The sequence below is a fragment of the Thiothrix caldifontis genome, from assembly GCF_900107695.1.
Lineage (GTDB): Bacteria > Pseudomonadota > Gammaproteobacteria > Thiotrichales > Thiotrichaceae > Thiothrix > Thiothrix caldifontis.
This window is the reverse complement of record NZ_FNQP01000007.1, coordinates 119,858-138,282: the sequence shown is the minus strand read 5'-3', so window position 1 is coordinate 138,282 and position 18,425 is coordinate 119,858. Positions and strand designations below refer to the sequence as shown.

Annotated in this window: 15 protein-coding genes; 8 read left to right on the top strand and 7 right to left on the bottom strand. The window is 49.6% G+C overall.

Annotation, left to right across the window (positions count from 1 at the left end):
• Nucleotides 1-12: 12 nt before the first annotated feature.
• The 4 genes from BLV87_RS07705 to BLV87_RS07690 form a co-directional block, all read right to left on the bottom strand.
• Nucleotides 13-3,411, bottom strand: coding sequence for a polysaccharide biosynthesis tyrosine autokinase (locus BLV87_RS07705; RefSeq protein WP_093067091.1), 3,399 nt, complete (start codon nt 3,409-3,411; stop codon nt 13-15).
• 46 nt (nt 3,412-3,457) lie between these two features.
• Complete coding sequence (locus BLV87_RS07700; protein ID WP_093067089.1) at nt 3,458-4,942, bottom strand: lipopolysaccharide biosynthesis protein; 1,485 nt, start codon at nt 4,940-4,942, stop codon at nt 3,458-3,460.
• Between the two features lie 2 nt (nt 4,943-4,944).
• Nucleotides 4,945-6,066: a glycosyltransferase family 4 protein gene (locus tag BLV87_RS07695; RefSeq protein ID WP_093067087.1), complete on the bottom strand. Its 1,122-nt coding sequence runs from the start codon at nt 6,064-6,066 to the stop codon at nt 4,945-4,947.
• Between the two features lie 101 nt (nt 6,067-6,167).
• A complete protein-coding gene (locus BLV87_RS07690; RefSeq protein ID WP_093067085.1) occupies nt 6,168-6,974 on the bottom strand; it encodes an esterase/lipase family protein in 807 nt (268 codons plus the stop codon).
• Between the two features lie 81 nt (nt 6,975-7,055).
• Between BLV87_RS07690 and BLV87_RS07685 the strand changes: the two genes are divergently transcribed.
• From BLV87_RS07685 to BLV87_RS07675, 3 genes are all read left to right on the top strand, one after another.
• The gene (locus BLV87_RS07685; protein WP_093067083.1) at nt 7,056-7,745 is read left to right on the top strand and encodes an HAD family hydrolase; all 690 of its coding nucleotides are present in this window, start codon (nt 7,056-7,058) and stop codon (nt 7,743-7,745) included.
• 29 nt (nt 7,746-7,774) lie between these two features.
• Nucleotides 7,775-9,928 carry a RelA/SpoT family protein gene (locus BLV87_RS07680; protein ID WP_093067081.1) on the top strand — a complete coding sequence of 718 codons (2,154 nt, stop codon included), beginning with the start codon at nt 7,775-7,777 and terminating at the stop codon, nt 9,926-9,928.
• Between the two features lie 206 nt (nt 9,929-10,134).
• Nucleotides 10,135-10,674, top strand: a complete 540-nt coding sequence (locus BLV87_RS07675; protein ID WP_093067079.1) for a hypothetical protein — start codon at nt 10,135-10,137, stop codon at nt 10,672-10,674.
• A 232-nt stretch (nt 10,675-10,906) separates the two neighbouring features.
• Here BLV87_RS07675 and BLV87_RS07670 read toward each other — a convergent pair whose 3' ends face one another.
• Nucleotides 10,907-11,449, bottom strand: a complete 543-nt coding sequence (locus BLV87_RS07670) for a chalcone isomerase family protein (protein WP_093067077.1) — start codon at nt 11,447-11,449, stop codon at nt 10,907-10,909.
• Nucleotides 11,450-11,564: 115 nt separating this feature from the next.
• On the opposite strand from BLV87_RS07670, the gene BLV87_RS07665 reads away from it, so the two are divergent.
• Both BLV87_RS07665 and BLV87_RS07660 read left to right on the top strand, forming a co-directional pair.
• Nucleotides 11,565-12,140 (top strand): LemA family protein, encoded by a 576-nt coding sequence (locus tag BLV87_RS07665; RefSeq protein WP_093067075.1) that lies wholly within the window; start codon nt 11,565-11,567, stop codon nt 12,138-12,140.
• Nucleotides 12,115-13,035, top strand: a complete 921-nt coding sequence (locus BLV87_RS07660) for a hypothetical protein (RefSeq protein ID WP_139282138.1) — start codon at nt 12,115-12,117, stop codon at nt 13,033-13,035. The genes BLV87_RS07665 and BLV87_RS07660 overlap by 26 nt, the downstream gene beginning before the upstream one ends.
• Before the next feature lie 175 nt (nt 13,036-13,210).
• On the opposite strand, the gene BLV87_RS07655 is transcribed toward BLV87_RS07660, so the two are convergent.
• A complete protein-coding gene (locus BLV87_RS07655; RefSeq protein ID WP_139282137.1) occupies nt 13,211-15,214 on the bottom strand; it encodes a M1 family metallopeptidase in 2,004 nt (667 codons plus the stop codon).
• On the opposite strand from BLV87_RS07655, the gene BLV87_RS07650 reads away from it, so the two are divergent.
• The 3 genes from BLV87_RS07650 (at nt 15,197) to BLV87_RS07640 (ending at nt 17,454) form a co-directional block, all read left to right on the top strand.
• Nucleotides 15,197-16,381, top strand: coding sequence for a ChaN family lipoprotein (locus tag BLV87_RS07650; RefSeq protein ID WP_093067069.1), 1,185 nt, complete (start codon nt 15,197-15,199; stop codon nt 16,379-16,381). The genes BLV87_RS07655 and BLV87_RS07650 overlap by 18 nt on opposite strands.
• 110 nt (nt 16,382-16,491) lie before the next feature.
• Nucleotides 16,492-16,785, top strand: coding sequence for a helix-turn-helix domain-containing protein (locus BLV87_RS07645; protein ID WP_093067067.1), 294 nt, complete (start codon nt 16,492-16,494; stop codon nt 16,783-16,785).
• 12 nt (nt 16,786-16,797) lie between these two features.
• Complete coding sequence (locus BLV87_RS07640) at nt 16,798-17,454, top strand: thiopurine S-methyltransferase (protein WP_093067065.1); 657 nt, start codon at nt 16,798-16,800, stop codon at nt 17,452-17,454.
• On the opposite strand, the gene BLV87_RS07635 is transcribed toward BLV87_RS07640, so the two are convergent.
• Entirely contained in the window at nt 17,451-18,398 is a 948-nt protein-coding gene (locus BLV87_RS07635; protein WP_093067063.1) for a hypothetical protein, read from the bottom strand. The two genes, BLV87_RS07640 and BLV87_RS07635, sit on opposite strands and share 4 nt — an antisense overlap.
• Nucleotides 18,399-18,425 lie beyond the last annotated feature (27 nt).

Here is an 18,425-nt window from a genome sequence, read left to right as displayed (position 1 = left end):
GAATGGCTATGCTCAAGCAGGGATGAGCATGTTACGTCCGTCAGAATAGTTGGATGTCTTGCTAATGTGTCTAAGGGGAACCATGTTTTGTACCAAACCGAGCAGTTTGCCATGGCTTTTCTCTAAGCACTCAATCGAGGTACGGACTTCCTGTTTGGTCGAGGTGTTGTTAGCAACAATTAAAAGCGTGCCATCTGCACGGTTGGACAGCAATAAGGAATCTGCCATGCCTAATACAGGCGGTGCATCAATAACCACGTAGTCAAATAGTTCACGTGCCTTGTCGAGCAGTGATTGCATCCGTGAACTGGAGAGTGCTTCTACCGGATCGAGGATAGCTGGCCCGGCACAAATGGCAAACAACATACGTGTGCTTTTTATCCGGTACAACGGGCTTTGGCTGAGGTTGCCACTCAGGTAGTTAGTTAATCCACTACTATTATCCAAATTCAGGTGCTTGTGGACGGTGGGTTTACGCAAATCAGCATCTATCAACAGAACTTTATGGCCGGAACTAGCCAAAAGGGTTGCAAGGTTGACGGCTACAGTGCTTTTGCCTTCACCGGGCAGAGGGCTGGTAATATGTAATATCTGTGGAAACTTGCCATGATTTGCTAACACTAGCGAGGTACGCAGATAACGTAAGGCATCAAGCCAGACAGCAGCGGATTTTGGTTTGAAAATGACCGTAGATCCCTCACTCACCGCTTTATTGTAAGGCAGTGCATGTAATACTTGGTATTTGCCTCCAGCTTCTTGCAGATCCGCAGAGATACGCACTTTGGGCTGCATGATTTCGCGCACGAGGATAAGCAATGAACTCAGTAGGAAGCCAGAAAGCAGGCCCAGCAGCAGGTATTTCGAGAAACTAGGGCCATCCTTACGTGACGGAGCAACGGCAGTGTCGACAACACTCACGTTGTCACTTTGCACTGTTTCGACCACACTGACTTCTTTTAAGCGCTGTAATAGCCCTTCGTATAAACTACGTAAACTGTCTACGTCACGTTTTAGGTTGGCGTAACCAATGTTGTCGCTGCGAAACGTTAAGAGTTCCTTTTCTAGTAACTTGATTTCTTTGGCTAACTTCTGTTCTTCATCCTGTGCAGCATCAAAGGAAGCGCGAAGGTTATTGACCGTATTTTTACGGATCAGCGCCGTTGCTTCGGCAATTAAACGTTCACGGCTGCGAATTTGCTCTTGTAACGACAGCATGGCGGGGTAATTTGGCTTGAATAGCTCTAGGTTGGACAGGTAAGAACCTTGTAATTTGCCAAGCTCTTGCTTATGTTCCTGAACAACCGGGTCGTCTTCCGCATTCAAGATACCGGAAAGTTCGCCCTTATTATTGAATTGGCTTTGGGTACGAATGCGGTTTTCCTTGGCTGCCATGTAAGCTTTGCTCAGGGCTTCCAACTTTTGGGCGATGAGTGGCTCATCTGCATTGGTATCCACGATATTTTTGGCACTGGCGTAACGGATCAGAGCCGCTTCAGCGGTCTGGAGTTTTTCACGTGCTGAATAGATTTGCTCGTTCAGGAAACGCTTGCCGTTCTCTGCGACTTCGCGGCGGTCTTCATATTGTTGTTCCACAAATGTTTGTGTCAGGGTTTGAACAACATTGCGGGCTTGCTCAGCATTTTGCCCCGTGTACTGGATGTCGATAATCCGTGAGCTTTTGACCGGTTTGATACTGAGGTTTTTGAGGAAAATTTCTTCTGCTGTGACCTGCTCGGCAGCATTACTTGATTCGCCATCAGTGGGGAGCAGACTACGCACGAATTTAACCAAGTCATTGAACGGGTCAGTCAAGACATACATCGCGGGCTTAAAAGGACGTTCTGCCAGCAGACTGTCTCGTATAGCCAGTTTGTCAATCACACGTTTCGCTAAATCACGGCTGCGAAGCATCTTGAATTGCGTGTTGTAGAAAACCGTCTCATCAATGTAAGAAGGTGGTCGAGCAGTATCAACATCATAGTTCAGCAGCATGGGGCTGCGTGTATCCACTTTGATGCTACTTTTGGCTGTATACGTTGGGTTAGTCAAAGCGGCAAGCACCAACAGTAATAATGCCCCCCCTATCGCAGACAACAGGACAGGGCCGAGGTTATGGCGCAATGCTCCCCAGTACTGCCGGAACGGAATTTGCTGTTGAGGTGGCGCGTAGTAACCACGACTTTCTTCCGGCAACATGATACTAGCTGTGTTAGTTGTTTCGGTAACATCAGCGGCTCTATTGATAGGGTAATTTATAGACATTGTTTGTTTGCCTTGCATAGTCAATAGGTTTGCAGTCTGCCCTGAGACTGGCTGCATGACCTTCTGGTAAAAGCGTATGAATTGTTCGGTAATCAGTGTCCATGTGTAATTGCTCAACACATGCTGATGTAAAATACTGCCTATGTGTTTTACTTGGGCAGGGTTTGTCATCACCTGTTGCAAATGCGTGCTTAAGGCGTTGACATCACCCACAGGGAATAAAATACCTTTATTGCTTAATGCTTCCACATTGGCTTCAATATTGCTTGCGATACAGCAGCGCCCTAGGCTCATTGCTTCCAATAGGGTAATGGGCAGCCCCTCCGTTTCAGACGGTAATACATACACGTAGGCATTGCTGTACCACTCAATCAGCTCGTCACCATAGACAGCACCGGTAAAGACAATACGGCTGTCATTGCCTGCGAGAGCACGTAATTCGTCACCGTAAGCATCACCTGCCCGCGCATTGCCCACAATCACCAGCTTGAGCGGAGGGGACTCCAGCCGTTTATAGGCCAGTAACAGGTCATGTACCCGCTTTTCTTTGGATAGCCTGCCGACAAATAGAATGTAACCGTCCATTTTAATTCCATAGCGGGAAATGGTCTGGCAAGGGATAGCCTGACGAGGCGTGATGCCTGACGGAATGTAGGTAACATCCCGCCTGTATTTTTTATGGTAGTAATGGCGCAGCGAGCGTGACACTGCAATGGAATCGTGAGCGAACCAAAAACTGAGTTTTTCAGACAGGAGAAAGACAATACGTGCCAGACCGTTCCAAGCATGAGCCCACTCATGCCCATGGCTTTGGAAAATGGTACGCCGCCCTGCTAGCCGGGGAATGAAGGAAAATAGACTAGGACCAATCGCTTGGTAATGCACAATATCCAAGTGCTTAATAGTGAACTGGTGAAAGCTGGCAAGAGCAACCAACAGCATTTTTTCAAAATACACGTGCTTTAACGTCGGCAATGGAATAATCCACATGCCTTCATGGAAAAAAGGCCGGGAATACTGGGGGGTCTTAATGGTGTAAACAATAACCTGATGGCCTGCATCAACCAAGCGTTTGCCCAGTTCCAGTGTGTAGGTTTCCACCCCGCCAATGCGGTCAATACCTTTAATGGCAATAAATGCGATTTTCACAGTATGTCTCTAACCGTTACTTAGGTAATTGTTACAATAGATAAGGCTAATGGGTATTGCTATGAGGCTTGAGACAGGTGGTAAAAATAAGAAGATGATTTGGTACGTGGCGCTTTTTTAAAATCAGAAAAAACAGCAGAGTTTCCAGTGTCAACATAAGTGCGAGTAAAACCCAGCCATGCAGACCAGCACGAGCGCCTAGGAATGTTAAGCCCCACAAGCTCATGACGAGCAGTGTGGCTGGCAGCGTTTTACAAGCTACCATTCGCCACAAGCGGGTCGGACGTACAGAAAGGGCTGCGGCAAGGCTATTCATGCGTAACAATGTTGCCAAGAATGCAGCTAATACGCTGGCGTAGATAATCCCATCAGTAGCAAACAGGGTGCTAAAAGGCCAGAGCAAGACTAACTTAATGCCCATTTCAGACACACCCAGTAGTGCATTGGCTTTTTGTTTGCCCACGGCATTGAAATACGGCGTGGTTGCCAACTGCACTGCCAGCCCTAGCAACGTCAGGGTAAAAATCGTCAACGGTAGGTTGAGGTAAGCATAAGACTGACCGACCCACAGGGTTAGAAAGGTTTCACCCACCAACCAAGTATTAAAAACCGCTAATAGTGCTAACCCCACGCCAATTTGCAGTGAGGTTAACAGGGTATCTAAGGCACTGGCGAGGCGTTGTTCCCCGACCTGACGTATGATGATGGTGTCCCAGTAGCTTTGAAAGCGCATCAGAATTTGTGTCAGCATGTCGATCAGCACGATCATGATGGCGTAAGGCGCAACGGCCTGAATACCAATCAACACCCCGACCAATACATTGTCGGTGCGGTATTTGAAAAAATCAGCCGTTTGACTCAATGCTGTGTATTTGCTGAAACGCAATAACGCTTTCAAATGTTGCCAGTCTACGGCTTGCCATTGCACATACACGGTTTTGTCACGCCGATACACGCTGATCAGCATGAGGGTGAAAAATAGTACATTGACAACAGAGGCGTACAACAGGATGGCTATCAGTCCCCCCCCTAGCCACAAGATCAGGGGTATGCCCAACAAGCGCAGACTGATACGCACGGTTTCAAACCAACCGATTTCCAGGTAGCGGACTTCTGCCCGCAAGATACTTTGGTAAAGCCGCAGCGGCACAGACAGGGCTACTTCCACTAGCAAAATCGTGATCACGTCCCGCAGTGCTTGTTCAAGTTGTGGGACGCTGAATTGCACTAATACCGCAACAAGTAATAACAAACCTGTTAATAGCAGTGACAGGAACATCGAGGTACTTAGCGTCATTTGCCAAGCACGTTTATCATCGCCATGTAAGGCGAGGTAGCGTGTACAGGCGTAAGCAATCCCAAAATCTAATAACAGTAAATAACCTACAATGGCATTCGCCATCGACCACAAGCCAAAAGCATTTTCACCCAGTGACTTAAGTACAAAAGGTAACAGTAACACTGCACCTAGGGCATTGAGACCGATAGCAAACAGGCGAATCAGTGTCGAGCTAGTATAATTTTTGCTCATAACTAGGTGCGCACAGTCGCAGCAGCAACCAAATCCACGATATGTTGATTCCAATCGAAGCGATAACGTGCCTGACAAGCGGCAGTTTTGCTTCTGAGCACGGTGGCATAGCCCGGTAATTGCAGGAATTTATTCAGTTTGTTGATCAATACCGCATGCTGGTTGGGGGGGAAAAGTAATTCACGGTCAGGCAGCACCTCGCGTATTTCAGGAATATCACTGGCAAGGCAAGGCAGACCATAGCCCATGGCTTCCAGCAAGGCATTGGGCGAGCCTTCATGCAGAGTAGGAAAGACAAACAAATGGCAGGTTTGCAAGATAGACGCAACATCACTTTGCCAGCCGAGGAAGGATACTTTATCGGCAATTCCTGCCTTGTCAATGAAGGCTTGCAGTTGGGCTTGATACCCCACGCCGCTGGTGTCGCCACCGATTACGAGATACTCCCAATTTGTGCTACTTACTTGGCTAAGGGCTTCCAGCATAAACTGGATATTTTTGCGTGGTGTCACCACCGAGACTGTCGCAATACGCAGGATATCGTGGCGAATGTCGGGGCGTGGTAAGGCCAGTGGTTGTGTGACTATATGGTTAGGTAAGCACACCGTTTTGGTGTTTCCCCCTGAGCGTTGATTAATGATAGCCCGCATCGTTTCGCTGGTGGTAATCACGCGATAAGAGTAGCGCATTCCCAATTTTTCCAACACACGGTGAAAGGCAATACGCAACCCTGCAAAGCGTTTTTTGCGCGAGTCAAAAACATCATCGCCGCGTATAAAGGTCAGGGTGCGCACCCCCAGCCCCATACTGGATAGAATGGAAAGAACAGCGTAAAAAAATGAAAATATGAAATGTTGCGTAATCTGGTGTTCACGGGTCAAGCGGCGCATCTCACGTACCGCCCGCCAGCAAAATTCCGGCCAATACCATACGGAGGAGGCTTTTGAGCGCATCGGCAAAATGATCGGGCGAATGTGCTTTCCCGTAACAGGTAAGGGTTCGGCTGCAATGTAAAAGACGGTATAACCTGCTGCATCCAAGGCTTGCCAGGCACGGTATAAGCGGGTGGTAAACCCGCCTTGCTTATGCCGGTAATATGCTGACAAGATAGGGGTAGCGCTCATGAAACTCACTCAAGGGTTAACATAAGCGCACGTTATCACTCTATGAGGTAGGTGTTGATAGCGGAAACGAACAGTGGTAGCAGACGCGGGAAGACCGGCATTCAGCGTGCCAAAATCCTCGCCAATACATAGCCATCCCGAATGCCTAAAAAGTGTGAGTTCTGCACCGTCCAGTATTCTGATTTTCCCAGCAATGCAAAAGTATTATTCATATCCTGACTGTAATTAGGTACTACGAAATCGAACCGATCGGGGCGAATTTGGTTATCACGCACCACTGACACGTAACGAATGGCAGGGTGACGCTGATGGTTCAACCAGTATAGGAAACGCCCCGGCTTTTCCACACGCATGTCATCGTATAAATCATCAGCATCGCCACTCCACTTGCCGAAGCCCATCATTTCTGTAAAAAAGCCCATCGGGGTATCAGTAGCTAAACTAGCCAGATCGGCACTCGGTGTTCCCACATGCGGGGTTGCTAACGTCACTAAGGCATTTACCGGCACACTATTAGCACTGACTAACCATGCGCGTGCGACTAAACCACCAGCAGAATGCCCCACCAAAGTCAGTGGCTCTTGGCGTTGCTCATACAGGTGTTGCAGGTAAGTGTTTAACCAATAAGTTTGCAGCATAATAGGAGCGCGGGGGGGTAACTCCACCGTGTAAAAAATGCGCTCTGGCTTAACCCCCGGTGGTGTTAAGTTATAAACTCCTTGGGGTGTCATCACGACATTGCCACCATCGACCCAACCGTATTGTTGCAACACGGGGGTAACACCTTGTTTGCGCCAATCCATGCCGTTTCCCTGAAAACCGTGTACCAGTACCACCGTTTGCGCCCATAATGTGGCAGGTAATAACAGCAAGCTGGCTGCCAGTATTATTAAATGTCGAATTTTCATGTCACCCTCCACTAATCTTCATGCTGTGTTAGCTAATGCTAATATTACCGTTGAATTCTACTGCAAATATTGAGTTTCATCATGACTATACGCTGTATTGCTTTTGACCTTGACGATACCCTATGGGCGGTAAGGCCAGTGATTGAACGCGCGGAACACCACTTTTATACCTGGTTGCAACAGCACTACCCGATCATCACTGAACGTCATTCACCGCATGAACTCATCAAAAATCGCATGAACTACATGCAGCAATACCCTGAATTGCACTATAATCTGACTCGTTTACGCAAAAATTGGCTGGCAACCTTGGCGCAGGAACACGGTTATACCGATACATTGGTCGAATCGGGCTTTGAAGTGTTCTGGCTGGCACGTAATGAAGTGACCTTCTTTGAAGGGGCGTTGGAGGCGCTGGAGTCACTATCGGCACGTTTTTTGCTCGGCGTGATCAGCAATGGTAATGCCTGTGTCCACCGTATCGGGGTTGGGCATTTATTCCAGTTCACACACAGTTCTGCTGAGGCAGGGGTTGCAAAGCCGCACCCAGCTATTTTTCATCAGGCATTAGAACAAGTAGGTATTTCCCCTCAGCAGGCCGTCTATGTAGGCGACGACCCCGTGAGGGATATTCAGGGGGCAGCCAGTGCAGGCTTGCGTACCGTCTGGTTTAATCCCGAACACCAAGCGTGGCCGGGGGGGCAAAAACCGGATGCGACCATTTACCATCTTGCACAACTGGAGGCTGTTATTACGACACTACAACAATAATTATTTGGCACAGAGGAAGCACTGCCGATATGCGACATAGCCGAACCACCAACACCGAATCCCGTACCCGTCAGGCATGGATTGAACGCTTTTGGGTTTCCGATAATGAACGGGATTTCTACCTGTTGGGGCAAATTATCGACAACTTATTGCTGCTGCCCCCGCCTGCCGACCCGTTACAACCCTGTAGTTTGGATGTGGCCGAAATTCTCCGGCATCTGGATGTGGATCAAACCACCATCATGGCAGCCCTGTTGTGCGACAACCGTTTCCAACAAACCCTGACACTGGATGAGGTGGAAAAAGAGTACGGTCAAGCCGTGCGGCGCTTGTGCGAAGACATGCGCAACCTGCAACGTTTCCGGGATTGTGTGGAAAATACCGATTCGAGCAGTTCCCGCCAGGAACAGGGGGAACAATTGCGGCGCATGTTGATGGCGATGATCAAAGACATTCGCACGGTGTTGATCAAGTTGGCATGGAGCCTGCAATACCTGCGGTTGTTATCTCGCGAGGAACTGTCTGACCTGCACCGTTGTGTGGCGCGTCTGAGCATGGATTTGTACGCACCGTTGGCTAACCGTCTGGGTATCAGCCAAATCAAATGGGAACTGGAAGATTTGTCCTTCCGCTTTTTGCAACCGGAGGTGTACAAGGGGATCGCCAAATCGCTGGCAGGCAAACGGATTGAACGTGAACAATACATTGCTGATTTCATCCACATTCTGAAAGAATTGCTGACGAAGAACGCCATCAAGGGTGAGGTATACGGTCGCCCCAAGCACTTGTACAGTATCTGGAAAAAGAAAACCCGCAAACAAATTGAGATAGATGAACTGTACGATCTCCGTGCCGTGCGGGTGATTGTCGAAGATGTCAACACCTGTTACCGCACCTTGGACGTGGTGCATAACACTTGGCGGCATATCCCCGAAGAATACGATGATTACATTGGCAACAAAAAGCCCAATGGTTACGAGTCTATTCATACGGTAGTGGTTGGGCCGGAAAGTAAATTCGTGGAAGTGCAAATCCGTACCCATGAAATGCACCGTTTTGCGGAGTTAGGGGTTGCCGCACACTGGTATTACAAAGAAGGTGGGCGACAAGACAAAGCCATGAGTGAGGCTATCAACGCGATGCGCCGGTTGCTGGATAGCAACGACAGTGATAGCGATTTGATGGAAGATTTCCGCACCGAAGTCTTCAGTGACCGGGTGTTTGTGCTCACCCCCAAGGGCCGTATCATTGATATGCCCAAAGGCTCAACGCCGGTGGATTTTGCCTACCATGTCCATACCAGTGTCGGGCATCGTTGCCGAGGGTCAAAGGTTAACGGCAGCATTGTGCCCCTTAACTACGTGCTCAGAAACGGTGATCAGGTTGAAATCCTGACCAGTAAACACGAACACCCGCGTCAGGATTGGATGAAGCCAGAGCTGGGTTATGTAAAATCCGGCAGTACCCGCCAAAAAGTACGCCAATGGTTCAGCCAGCAAAACCACGAACAAAATGCTAAAGACGGTGAACGCATTCTTGAAAAAGAGCGCCATTTGCTCAACTTGCGCAAATTGGATTATGCAGAGCTGACCAAACAGTTTAGTCGGCCGAGTGAACGCGATTTATTGATTGCGGTGGGTCGCAATGAAATTTCTCCTGCCCAAATCCGCCATTTTCTGCTGAGTGCACACGAACCTGAATTCAAACTGCGTAAGACACACAGCCCGGAAATGCCCAGCAGCGCGATTGAAGTGAGGGGCGTCAGCAAACTGTATACGCAAATGGCGACGTGCTGCCATCCCGTCAACGGTGATCCTATTGTGGGTTACTTGTCACAGGGGCGTGGGGTGATTGTGCATCGTGCCGATTGTCCTGACTTGGCTAACCTGCGCAAGGAACGTGAAGAGCGCATTATTGAAGTCAACTGGGGTACGCATGGTGCGGCCTATGCGGCTGACATTACCGTGTCCACCTTCAATAAATCGGGGGTGTTAGGGGATATTGCCAGTTTGTTAGCCAAGGAAAAGGTTAACATTCACAGCTTGCATACCCGTGATACTCACGATCCGTGCTTTGCGGTGATGGACTTTACGCTGGAAATCCGTGATGTGCAGCAATTGGGCGAAGTGTTGGAAAAGCTGTTGCAATTGCCCTCGGTGATTGATGCCCAGCGTAAAAGTTGAAGAGGCATAGGCTTTCTTGACTATAACCTCAACCTTTCCAGACAGCGGGCGGAAGCCTTGGTGCTGGCGGGTGAAAATAGTCAGCCGTTGACATGCATGAGCAAAAAAATCCTATTGCCATGCAAAATAATTCTAATGATTTGTACATGACATAACTTATCGTTAATACAGGTTATTTATATAAACCCTGTTTTTCGGAGGGCGTCATGAATATGCAGCACATGCCTCAGATAGCAGCAAACCATAACCGTAATGCGATTACGCTCATGGTTTTCAGGCTGGCAATCATCGTTTCAATCAGCTTTGTCTTTACAAGCTGCGCCACTTTGTCCTATGACGACATCCTGACAAAACAAGGCTGGTCTGTAACCAAAGTTATGACAGTAAACCATTTTGGTAGCCCATCAGAAAATGATGGTTTCAGGCCGGAAAGCTTTTTATTTGAGAAGGAACTGGATTCTCGCCGGAACCTGTTAATTGGTTATGTGGAGAATTCAAAAGGCCGTTCTGGTCCTACTATTGGATATTCCAAAACTTTTTACCAAAACAAGCGTTTTACGCTTGCCGGAAAAGTGCAAGTAACCAGTAATTATGAAGGTGCTGCTTTAGGCGTCATACCGATTCCACTCATGAGTACCCGCTATCATTTGAGTAAGAAGATTGATGTCATGCTGGATGCAGTGCCTGTTCCCGGTGGTGATGAACCATTTGTTCTGGTCATTACGGGCATCAATATTGATTTTTGATTTGTGTAGTAAAGCAAAAAGGGATTTCAGTGAAACGCATGAAGAAAATGCTGTTTGCTGCCTTATTGTTAGTAGGGGGAGCTGCCTCAGTAAGTTCGCTGTCACCGATACCGCCACACGGCATCCAGTATGTGACTTTTGGCAAGGACTCCCGCACAATCCTTTGCGTCACCCGATGGGCTAGAGGGTCAGAACCATTCAGGCGATTGCTCCTGTTATTGGAAAACGCCTCTCAACGCCCCAGCAGCGCCTTTTTCAAACTCGCTTGTACGGGGTTTTCGCCCAACCAAATGCCAAACAAGGCTTGCTTAAAATCATTACCTGCAATGGTGGCTGAGGGCTTGCCATTCTTAATAATCACCACCTTGGCGGGTGTGTAGACAAAATCATAGACATCGCCTTCCTTGATGGCTTCTTTGAACACCGTGATTAACTGTTCAATACCTGGCTGAAGCGCGGGGTCAGAGCTGGATTGTTTAAACCCCTCACGCACGGCTGCTTCCATCTTTTCACTGGTAATCATGCCGGAGGTGATTTCTAAACGCATCGCAGTTGGTTGGTTCGCAGCAAGGATCACAGCCGCATCCGTGCTTTTCTCCTGCACATACAAGCCTGCGGTGTACAGATTGAAAAAGGCTTTGGTGCGAATACCTTTGCCATTCAGATTCAGCGCCTGCCCAGCAAATGTCTGTTGGGTGGGAAAAGCATCAGCGGCATCACCGACCAGCGGTAGCAGGCACAGTAAAGCCAGCCAGAATTTTAATAGGGTACGCATACCTTCCTCCTCGTTTTTGCTGTGATGATAACCACTTATCTATACCACGTTGGCTGGTCTACCACTAGCTGTTAGACTCATCGCAACCCGATAAACCATTGATAAAAATAACGCCATGAATACCGGACTCATTATTTTCTTCTCCCTGTTGGGTGGCCTGCTATTGTGGGGCATTCTGCTTTACAACCAATTGGTGTTACTGAAAAACAATACCGAAAAAGCCTGGAGTAATACCGATGTGTTGCTTAAACAACGTAATACCGAGCTACCGAAGCTGATCGCGGTGTGCAAAGAGCACATGCAATACGAGCAGGCGACGCTGCAAGCCGTCATGGAGGCGCGAAATCGTGTGGTCAGTGCCATGCAATTCGGCAATATGGAGGCTTTGGAGTCCGCCGAACAGTCCTTGCGCGTTGGGTTAGGGAGTTTGTTTGCCGTTGCCGAAGCCTACCCTGAACTCAAGGCCAGTGAGTCTTTTCTGCATTTGCGTGAACGTATCAGTGGTTTGGAAGACAGCATTGCTGACCGTCGTGAGTTCTACAACGATGCTGCCGCCATCAATAACACCCGCATTGAACAGTTCCCGGATGTCATGATTGCCAAAGCGTTTAGTTTCAAGCGTTTCCGTTTGCTGAGTTTTAAGTCTGAGGAAACTGCCGATGTGGATGTGGCTGCGCACTTTACTGCCTGAACTGAGCCATCCTCACGACCGTTCGGATGCTGATGGTCTGAACTGGTATCAAGTCGTTGAAAACCAACGGTTTGCCGTATTACGTAAAGGTGGCGTGATTAACCTTGCCTCGACATGGGGCTTTGCGCTGGTTTGGGGGGCAGGCTGCGTCTGGCTGTCACAGCAATGGGGGCGGGAATGGCTGTTGTTGCCCGCTACCGTTAGCTTGTTATTTGCTTTGGGCTTATACCGCCGTTATCGCTTGATTGTGGATACCCCAACCTCGCGTTTGAGCAGTAGCGCCCAAGGTTATGTGGAGTTATGCGGCAAAGCGGCTTTGCCTGAAGGCGAAAGTTTTCGGGGTTTGCCACACTTGCCGGTTATGGTGTGGCTACCGGGTTATGTGGAGGATCAACCATTTGTGTTGGAAGATTCCCATGGGCGTTGCCTGCTTTACCCGCAATACGCTGAAATTGTGACCCGCACGGGTGATAACCACTTGTTTTTGCTGCACGCTATTTACCCCGGACAACCGTTGTATGCACTCGGCGAATTGCATACGCAGCGCCATGACACGGTGTCATTGGAACGCCGCGAACGTTTAGCCGCGCTACTGGCTGAATGGAAAAATAACCCGCAGCAATTACTGCAAAACTTCGATGCGAATGGCAATGGGCAAATTGACCCCGATGAGTGGCAGACAGTACGCGCCGCCGCCGAACGTTGGGTGGATGATGACATTCGCGAACAGCAGCGAGCGCCGGGTATGCATGTGATGGATGGGGCGAAAGCTGGGCAACTGTTTCTGATTACCAATATTCCACCGGAAGAACTCGCGCAACGCTATCACTGGGCAGCGTTGTTGCATATGCTGGTGTGGTTGGGGTTGATGGGGTTAGCTCACGCTAGGTTTTAAAACCATACTCATGGGTAAAAAAAGAAAGCCGGACAATTGTCCGGCTAAAATCCATCTACAAGAGAGTCGAGAGAAAACCACCATCGGCGAGAAATGTCAGATTGCTGCTGATGTGTTGAAATCATTATTTCATAAATTTTATGAATAACTAGTCGTGATCGAGATAGCCGTCGAATTAAAGGCGATGGGCGGAAAAATTCAAGGTTAACGGTGAATCTTTCAGCTCCCACTGGCCTTTGGCGACGTTTTCACCGTTGGTACTGTCAAACACCAGATAGCTGTATTTGCCATAATGCGGCAGTTTTGCCAGCATCCTCTCCAATCCATCGGGGCTAGAGGCATCCAATAAAACAATATCTTGCTGTCCTGCCCGCAAACCCAGCGCCAGTGTGTGCAAGCCGCAGGTGTAATTCACACTATTGAGCGTATACGCCGCATCCGTCATGCGAAACGGTTCTTGCGCCCGCTCCAGCAGCCCTTGCAAGGCCGCATTATCGCCACCCAGCAATATCACAGTGCCAGTATCCGGCAACGGTGCATCGTCGTATTGCACCCGCAAAGCAGGGTCACGTTCTTTCAACCCATCCAGCCAGCTTTGCCATGCCAACTGCATCGCTTCATCCGTTTGGCGCGAGAGTACGTAAGTCTTGTCGCTCTTGCCATTCATGATGCCGATGGTGGCAGGCATTTCTGCTGCATCCGGCAAGCGGAACAGGTCAAACTCAGGGTCAACGGCCACTTGCTCAGGCTTAGCAGGGAATACTAGCTCGAAGGTTTGTGTAGTCTGCGTCATCTGCAACGTGTCGGTGCGCTCCGGTTGCTCACCCGCGAAACGGCTGCGCACCGGAATGCTCAGTGGGAACGTCTTACTGCGTTGTTCCTGCTTCAAGGTCAGTTGCAAACGGTAGTTGCTCCCCTCCGGTGTCAAGCTATGCGCTGCAATGGCTAAGCGTGGCGCACCCGTGCCCTCTAGCCATGTTTGCCGGAAGGTTTTATCTGCCTGCAAACTGTCCAACAAGTCGCCAAATGTCGCTGCTTTAAAGCGGTATGCCGCATAAAATTGCCGTAAACCCGCAAAAAACGCCTCATCCCCCTGCTGTTGGCGCAGCATATGGAACAGCATCAACGCTTTGCTGTAACCAATCGCCTGCGTGGTTTCATCGTGGCGGCTGCGGAAATTGGTCAGCGGAAAATCGTCTTGCTTGCCCACAAACGTCGCGTATTTTTGCAAGCTGCTGCGGCGGTATTCCGCGCCTTCGCCGACTTGTGCCTTGATGCGCTGGTCAGCCAAATACGCGGTCAAGCCTTCTGTCCAGTTGCCTTGGCTGGCATCGACATACACGCTATTGCCCCACCAGTTATGCAAAATTTCGTGCGGAAACGACGAGTGCAAAATAAACGGCAAGCGTATCACCCGTGACCCCAGCAAGGTGAATGACGGCATTCCCCAGCCCGTTTCCCAAAAACTTTCCACCGTGGCAAATTTGGCGTAAGGGTAATCCCCCAACAGTTTGGAATACTCGTCCAGATACTGCGCGGTCGCTTGCAGGTAACGCTGTGCCAGTGCGTCGTCTTTTTCCTGCAAATACACCATCGCAGTAGCGTGCTTGCCTGCTTGTTGGTAGACCTGAAATTTGCCTGCCAGCAAGTAAATACTGTCTTGCGGTTGCGTTTCTGCCCAGCCCGCAGCGGTTTGCTTGCCTTGGCTGAGACTCACCCAGCCATCTGGTAACGTAGTCTTTAGTTCAAACGTATGCAGTGCATTGCCGGTTTGTGCATACCATTGGCTGGCACTGTCGAGGTAAATGCCTTTCTCATTCAACAGCACACAGGCTTGGGTAAGCCATGCGCAATCGGGCGTGGAGGTCAGCCTACCACTGTATTTGAGGGTGATTTCCCCTTGATTGGCGGGAAGTGAAATACTATAGCGGCCTGCTGTTTGCGTCGTGTTGGAGAGAATTTCGGCATTGAGTGTGAATTGTGGGTTGAGCATGAAGGTAAACTGCCCGTTCACCCGCAGGTTTTCGGGGATGCGTAAAGTATCTTCCACCTGCAAGCTGCCGGTTTTAATATCGGGCGTTACCCGCAGTTCATGGTGTAATACTGGCAACGTTTCGGCTGCACTCAAGGTTGGCAGCCATAACACAAACAGGACAACAAGATGTTTCACAATCGGCATAAAGCATTCCTTGGTTTCGTTAGCCGCACGTTATTAGCGGCAGGTGTGGCACTGGTTAGTGTATTCCCTGTGGGCAGTGTTGCCGAAACCCTAGAACACGCAAATCTGGCAGAGGTATTGGCGTATCTCGGTGAACATTCGCCTGCGGGGGTGGCACAAGGTAAAACGTTGGCATTTTCTACCTTAGTGGACACTTTGGCACAAAACCGGGTGGTATTTGTGGGTGAAATCCATGACCGTTATGATCACCACCTCAACCAGCTTGCGGTACTGCAAGCCTTGTACCAACGCAATCCCCGTATGGCAATTGGGGTCGAGTGGTTCCAACAATCCATGCAACCGGTGTTGAATGCGTATTTGGCGGGCAAACTGAGTGAGCCAGAATTGTTGCGCCAAACGGAATATTTCGAGCGTTGGGGCTACGATTATCGGCAATTGCGCCCGATTCTGGAATACGCCAAAGCCAAGCGCTTACCCGTGATTGCTTTGAACGCGCCGGTCGAGTTGACGCGCAAAGTTTCCCAAGGCGGTTTGGAAGCGTTGAGTAAAGCCGAGAGGGCGCAATTGCCGAGTACCATTCAGCCTGCTGATGCTGCTTATCAAGAGCGGTTGCATAAGGTGTTTGCCGTGCATTCGCAAGATTCGCAACAATTTGAACGCTTTATGCTGGTGCAACGTATCTGGGATGAAACCATGGCGCACAACGTTGCCCGTTACTTGCAAGCGCATCCCGAACATCAGATGGTGGTGTTTGCAGGTGTTGGGCATATCAGCGACGGTGCAGGTATCCCGCAAGATGTAGCAAGGCAGATGCCGGGAATCAAACTGGCTACCGTTGCCAGCAGTGATACTCCAGAACCGGCGGTCGCCGTGGATTATACCTTGCTGACCGCAGCGGTGACGCTACCAGCCACCGGCAAACTGGGGGTTTTGCTGGATACCCAAGACAATCGTTTGAGCATTGCCGTCGTGGATAAAGACAGTGCAGCCGGTAAAGCGGGGCTGCAAAAAGGCGACCGGCTGGCAAGTCTGGAGGGTGTTACGCTGCAAACCATGGCGGATCTGAAACAGGTGTTATCGCAACACCAAGCAGGCGATTCGGTAAACATGGCGGTGGAACGCCCCGGCTCGCAAGATTTGCTTGCCTATACGGTGGTATTGCAATAATTGTCTTTACATCAGAAAAATCTATTTTGATGCATTCAAGGTGAACGTTTAGCCGCGATACTACGACACAACTTTCAAATGTTGATTACATAACAATTGGAGGGGCACTCATGTCAAGCAAAGACTTGGCGATATACCTTGAGCAGCGCATTACTACTCTCGGTATTTCCAGATCGGAAGTGGCACGGCGGGCGGATATATCACGGCAAACCTGGTATCGGCTCTTGAGCGCTGATCTTACTGATGCCAAACTGTCAACGTTAATTCGCTTGGCAGAAGCATTAGACACAACCCCCATGCATCTGTTGGGGCTGTATTTCAGAGCCGATAGCGCAGACACAACATTGCCATTCTCCGCAAATACCCAACATTTCTCAGCGGCGGAGGCACGTAATATTAATTAACGGAGCAAGATCATGCAGGCAGACTTTTGGCTGGAACGCTGGGAATATAATCAGATAGGCTTTCACCAGCCCGAAATCAACAGCCATTTACAGGCATTCTGGGGAAATTTGGATGTGCCCAAGGGAAGCAATATTTTTGTACCTTTATGCGGAAAAAGCCGCGATATGCTGTGGTTACGTTCGCAAGGCTTTCTGGTGACAGGGGTGGAAATCAGCCCGATTGCGGTTCATGATTTTTTTGCAGAAAACGGTTTGGAGCCGATAGTAACGCGCCAGGGGGCATTTGAGCGCTGGGAATGCGACGGCTTGGTCATCTTGCAAGGGGACTTTTTTCATCTCACCACTGCCGACATAGCCGCTTGTGCTGGCGTATTTGATCGCGCCTCCCTGATTGCACTGCCGCCTGAGATGCGGGTTAGTTACTCTATGCATTTCATGGATATTTTGCCACCACGAGTCCCCGTTTTATTGATTACCCTAGAATACGATCAGCAGGAAATGAAGGGGCCTCCGTTTTCAGTACATGAAACGGAGGTGCGCGGGTTTTATGAGCACCACTATACTATTGAGCGTTTGTTGGTGTTGAATGCACTGGATGATGAACCGGGTTTTCGCCAGCGCGGGCTAACCCGGCTGGATGAGAAAGTGTACGTGTTGACACCGCGTTAAGGTGCGGTGGTTTGCGCTGTTTGCAGGTATTCAGCGCGAACTTGCTCGACGCGGTGTTGCAGTTTGTCGATGAATTCAGCCAGTTTTTGGCGTTTGGCTGGGTCTTCCACTTTGCCGAGAAGTTTGTTGGCTTCCGCAAAGTCGGTCAACATGGCGTAACCCGAAGCGAGTTGTACAAAACTGCTGGAACGTGGTTCGATACCTTCTGGCAGCGTCGCAGACAGTTTGAGAGCCGATTCTAAAACTTGACGCGCCGCGATTTGGTTGCCAAACAAGGCTTGTTCGTTTGCTAAGCGGGTTAATAGCTTCACTTGATCTGCTAATTGTGGCAGTTTTTCGGCTGTCACCAAGGCTTGTTGTAAACTTTGCCCAGCCAATTCCCACTCATCCATCAATAAATGGGTTTTACTGATAGCACCGAGAATTAAGGCTTGTTGCGTAGGGTCTTGGGTTTGTGACAGCTCTTGCTGAATGCGGGCGATTGTTTTGCGGGCATTGTCGACCTGCTGCTGTTGCAATTGCCATTCGGCGATGTCTAACAGCAGCAAAGTACGCGGATAGGCTTCGGGGGTTTGCGCAATGATGGTATCCGTGAGATCGACTTCATCCAGTTTGAGCAATTGCTGAATACGCCGCCGGTTTTCAGTGTGTTCGTCCTGGCTGATTTGGAAGCGGGTAGGTGTCAGTTGCTGCCCCTCCATTTCGGCGATAGCGGTTTGGGAAACCTCGGTTTTGACTTTCTTTTCCGTGGTGGCTTCTGGGGTTGTCGGTTCTTGGGTATCGGTTTTTAAGGCTTCGGTTATCTTCGTTTCGTGTTGCTGCGGGGCTTTGGTTGGTTCTGCTGGGGGTTTCGCCGTTTCCATGGCTTCAATAGGGTCTGTGCTGCCGCCGCTGGTAATTGGCATGTTTTCGAGTTTTGCACCCATGTCTTGGGCTTTTTCCATCAGCTTACCAAGTGCTTCGTCTCTTGC

Coding starts and splice junctions, on each gene's coding strand:
- BLV87_RS07700 (WP_093067089.1), bottom strand. CDS start 4,942: ATGAGCAAAAATTATACTAGCTCGACACTGATTCGCCTGTTTGCTATC.
- BLV87_RS07695 (WP_093067087.1), bottom strand. CDS start 6,066: ATGAGCGCTACCCCTATCTTGTCAGCATATTACCGGCATAAGCAAGGC.
- BLV87_RS07690 (WP_093067085.1), bottom strand. CDS start 6,974: ATGAAAATTCGACATTTAATAATACTGGCAGCCAGCTTGCTGTTATTA.
- BLV87_RS07685 (WP_093067083.1), top strand. CDS start 7,056: ATGACTATACGCTGTATTGCTTTTGACCTTGACGATACCCTATGGGCG.
- BLV87_RS07680 (WP_093067081.1), top strand. CDS start 7,775: ATGCGACATAGCCGAACCACCAACACCGAATCCCGTACCCGTCAGGCA.
- BLV87_RS07675 (WP_093067079.1), top strand. CDS start 10,135: ATGAATATGCAGCACATGCCTCAGATAGCAGCAAACCATAACCGTAAT.
- BLV87_RS07670 (WP_093067077.1), bottom strand. CDS start 11,449: ATGCGTACCCTATTAAAATTCTGGCTGGCTTTACTGTGCCTGCTACCG.
- BLV87_RS07665 (WP_093067075.1), top strand. CDS start 11,565: ATGAATACCGGACTCATTATTTTCTTCTCCCTGTTGGGTGGCCTGCTA.
- BLV87_RS07660 (WP_139282138.1), top strand. CDS start 12,115: ATGTGGCTGCGCACTTTACTGCCTGAACTGAGCCATCCTCACGACCGT.
- BLV87_RS07650 (WP_093067069.1), top strand. CDS start 15,197: ATGTTTCACAATCGGCATAAAGCATTCCTTGGTTTCGTTAGCCGCACG.
- BLV87_RS07655 (WP_139282137.1), bottom strand. CDS start 15,214: ATGCCGATTGTGAAACATCTTGTTGTCCTGTTTGTGTTATGGCTGCCA.
- BLV87_RS07645 (WP_093067067.1), top strand. CDS start 16,492: ATGTCAAGCAAAGACTTGGCGATATACCTTGAGCAGCGCATTACTACT.
- BLV87_RS07640 (WP_093067065.1), top strand. CDS start 16,798: ATGCAGGCAGACTTTTGGCTGGAACGCTGGGAATATAATCAGATAGGC.
- BLV87_RS07635 (WP_093067063.1), bottom strand. CDS start 18,398: ATGGAAAAAGCCCAAGACATGGGTGCAAAACTCGAAAACATGCCAATT.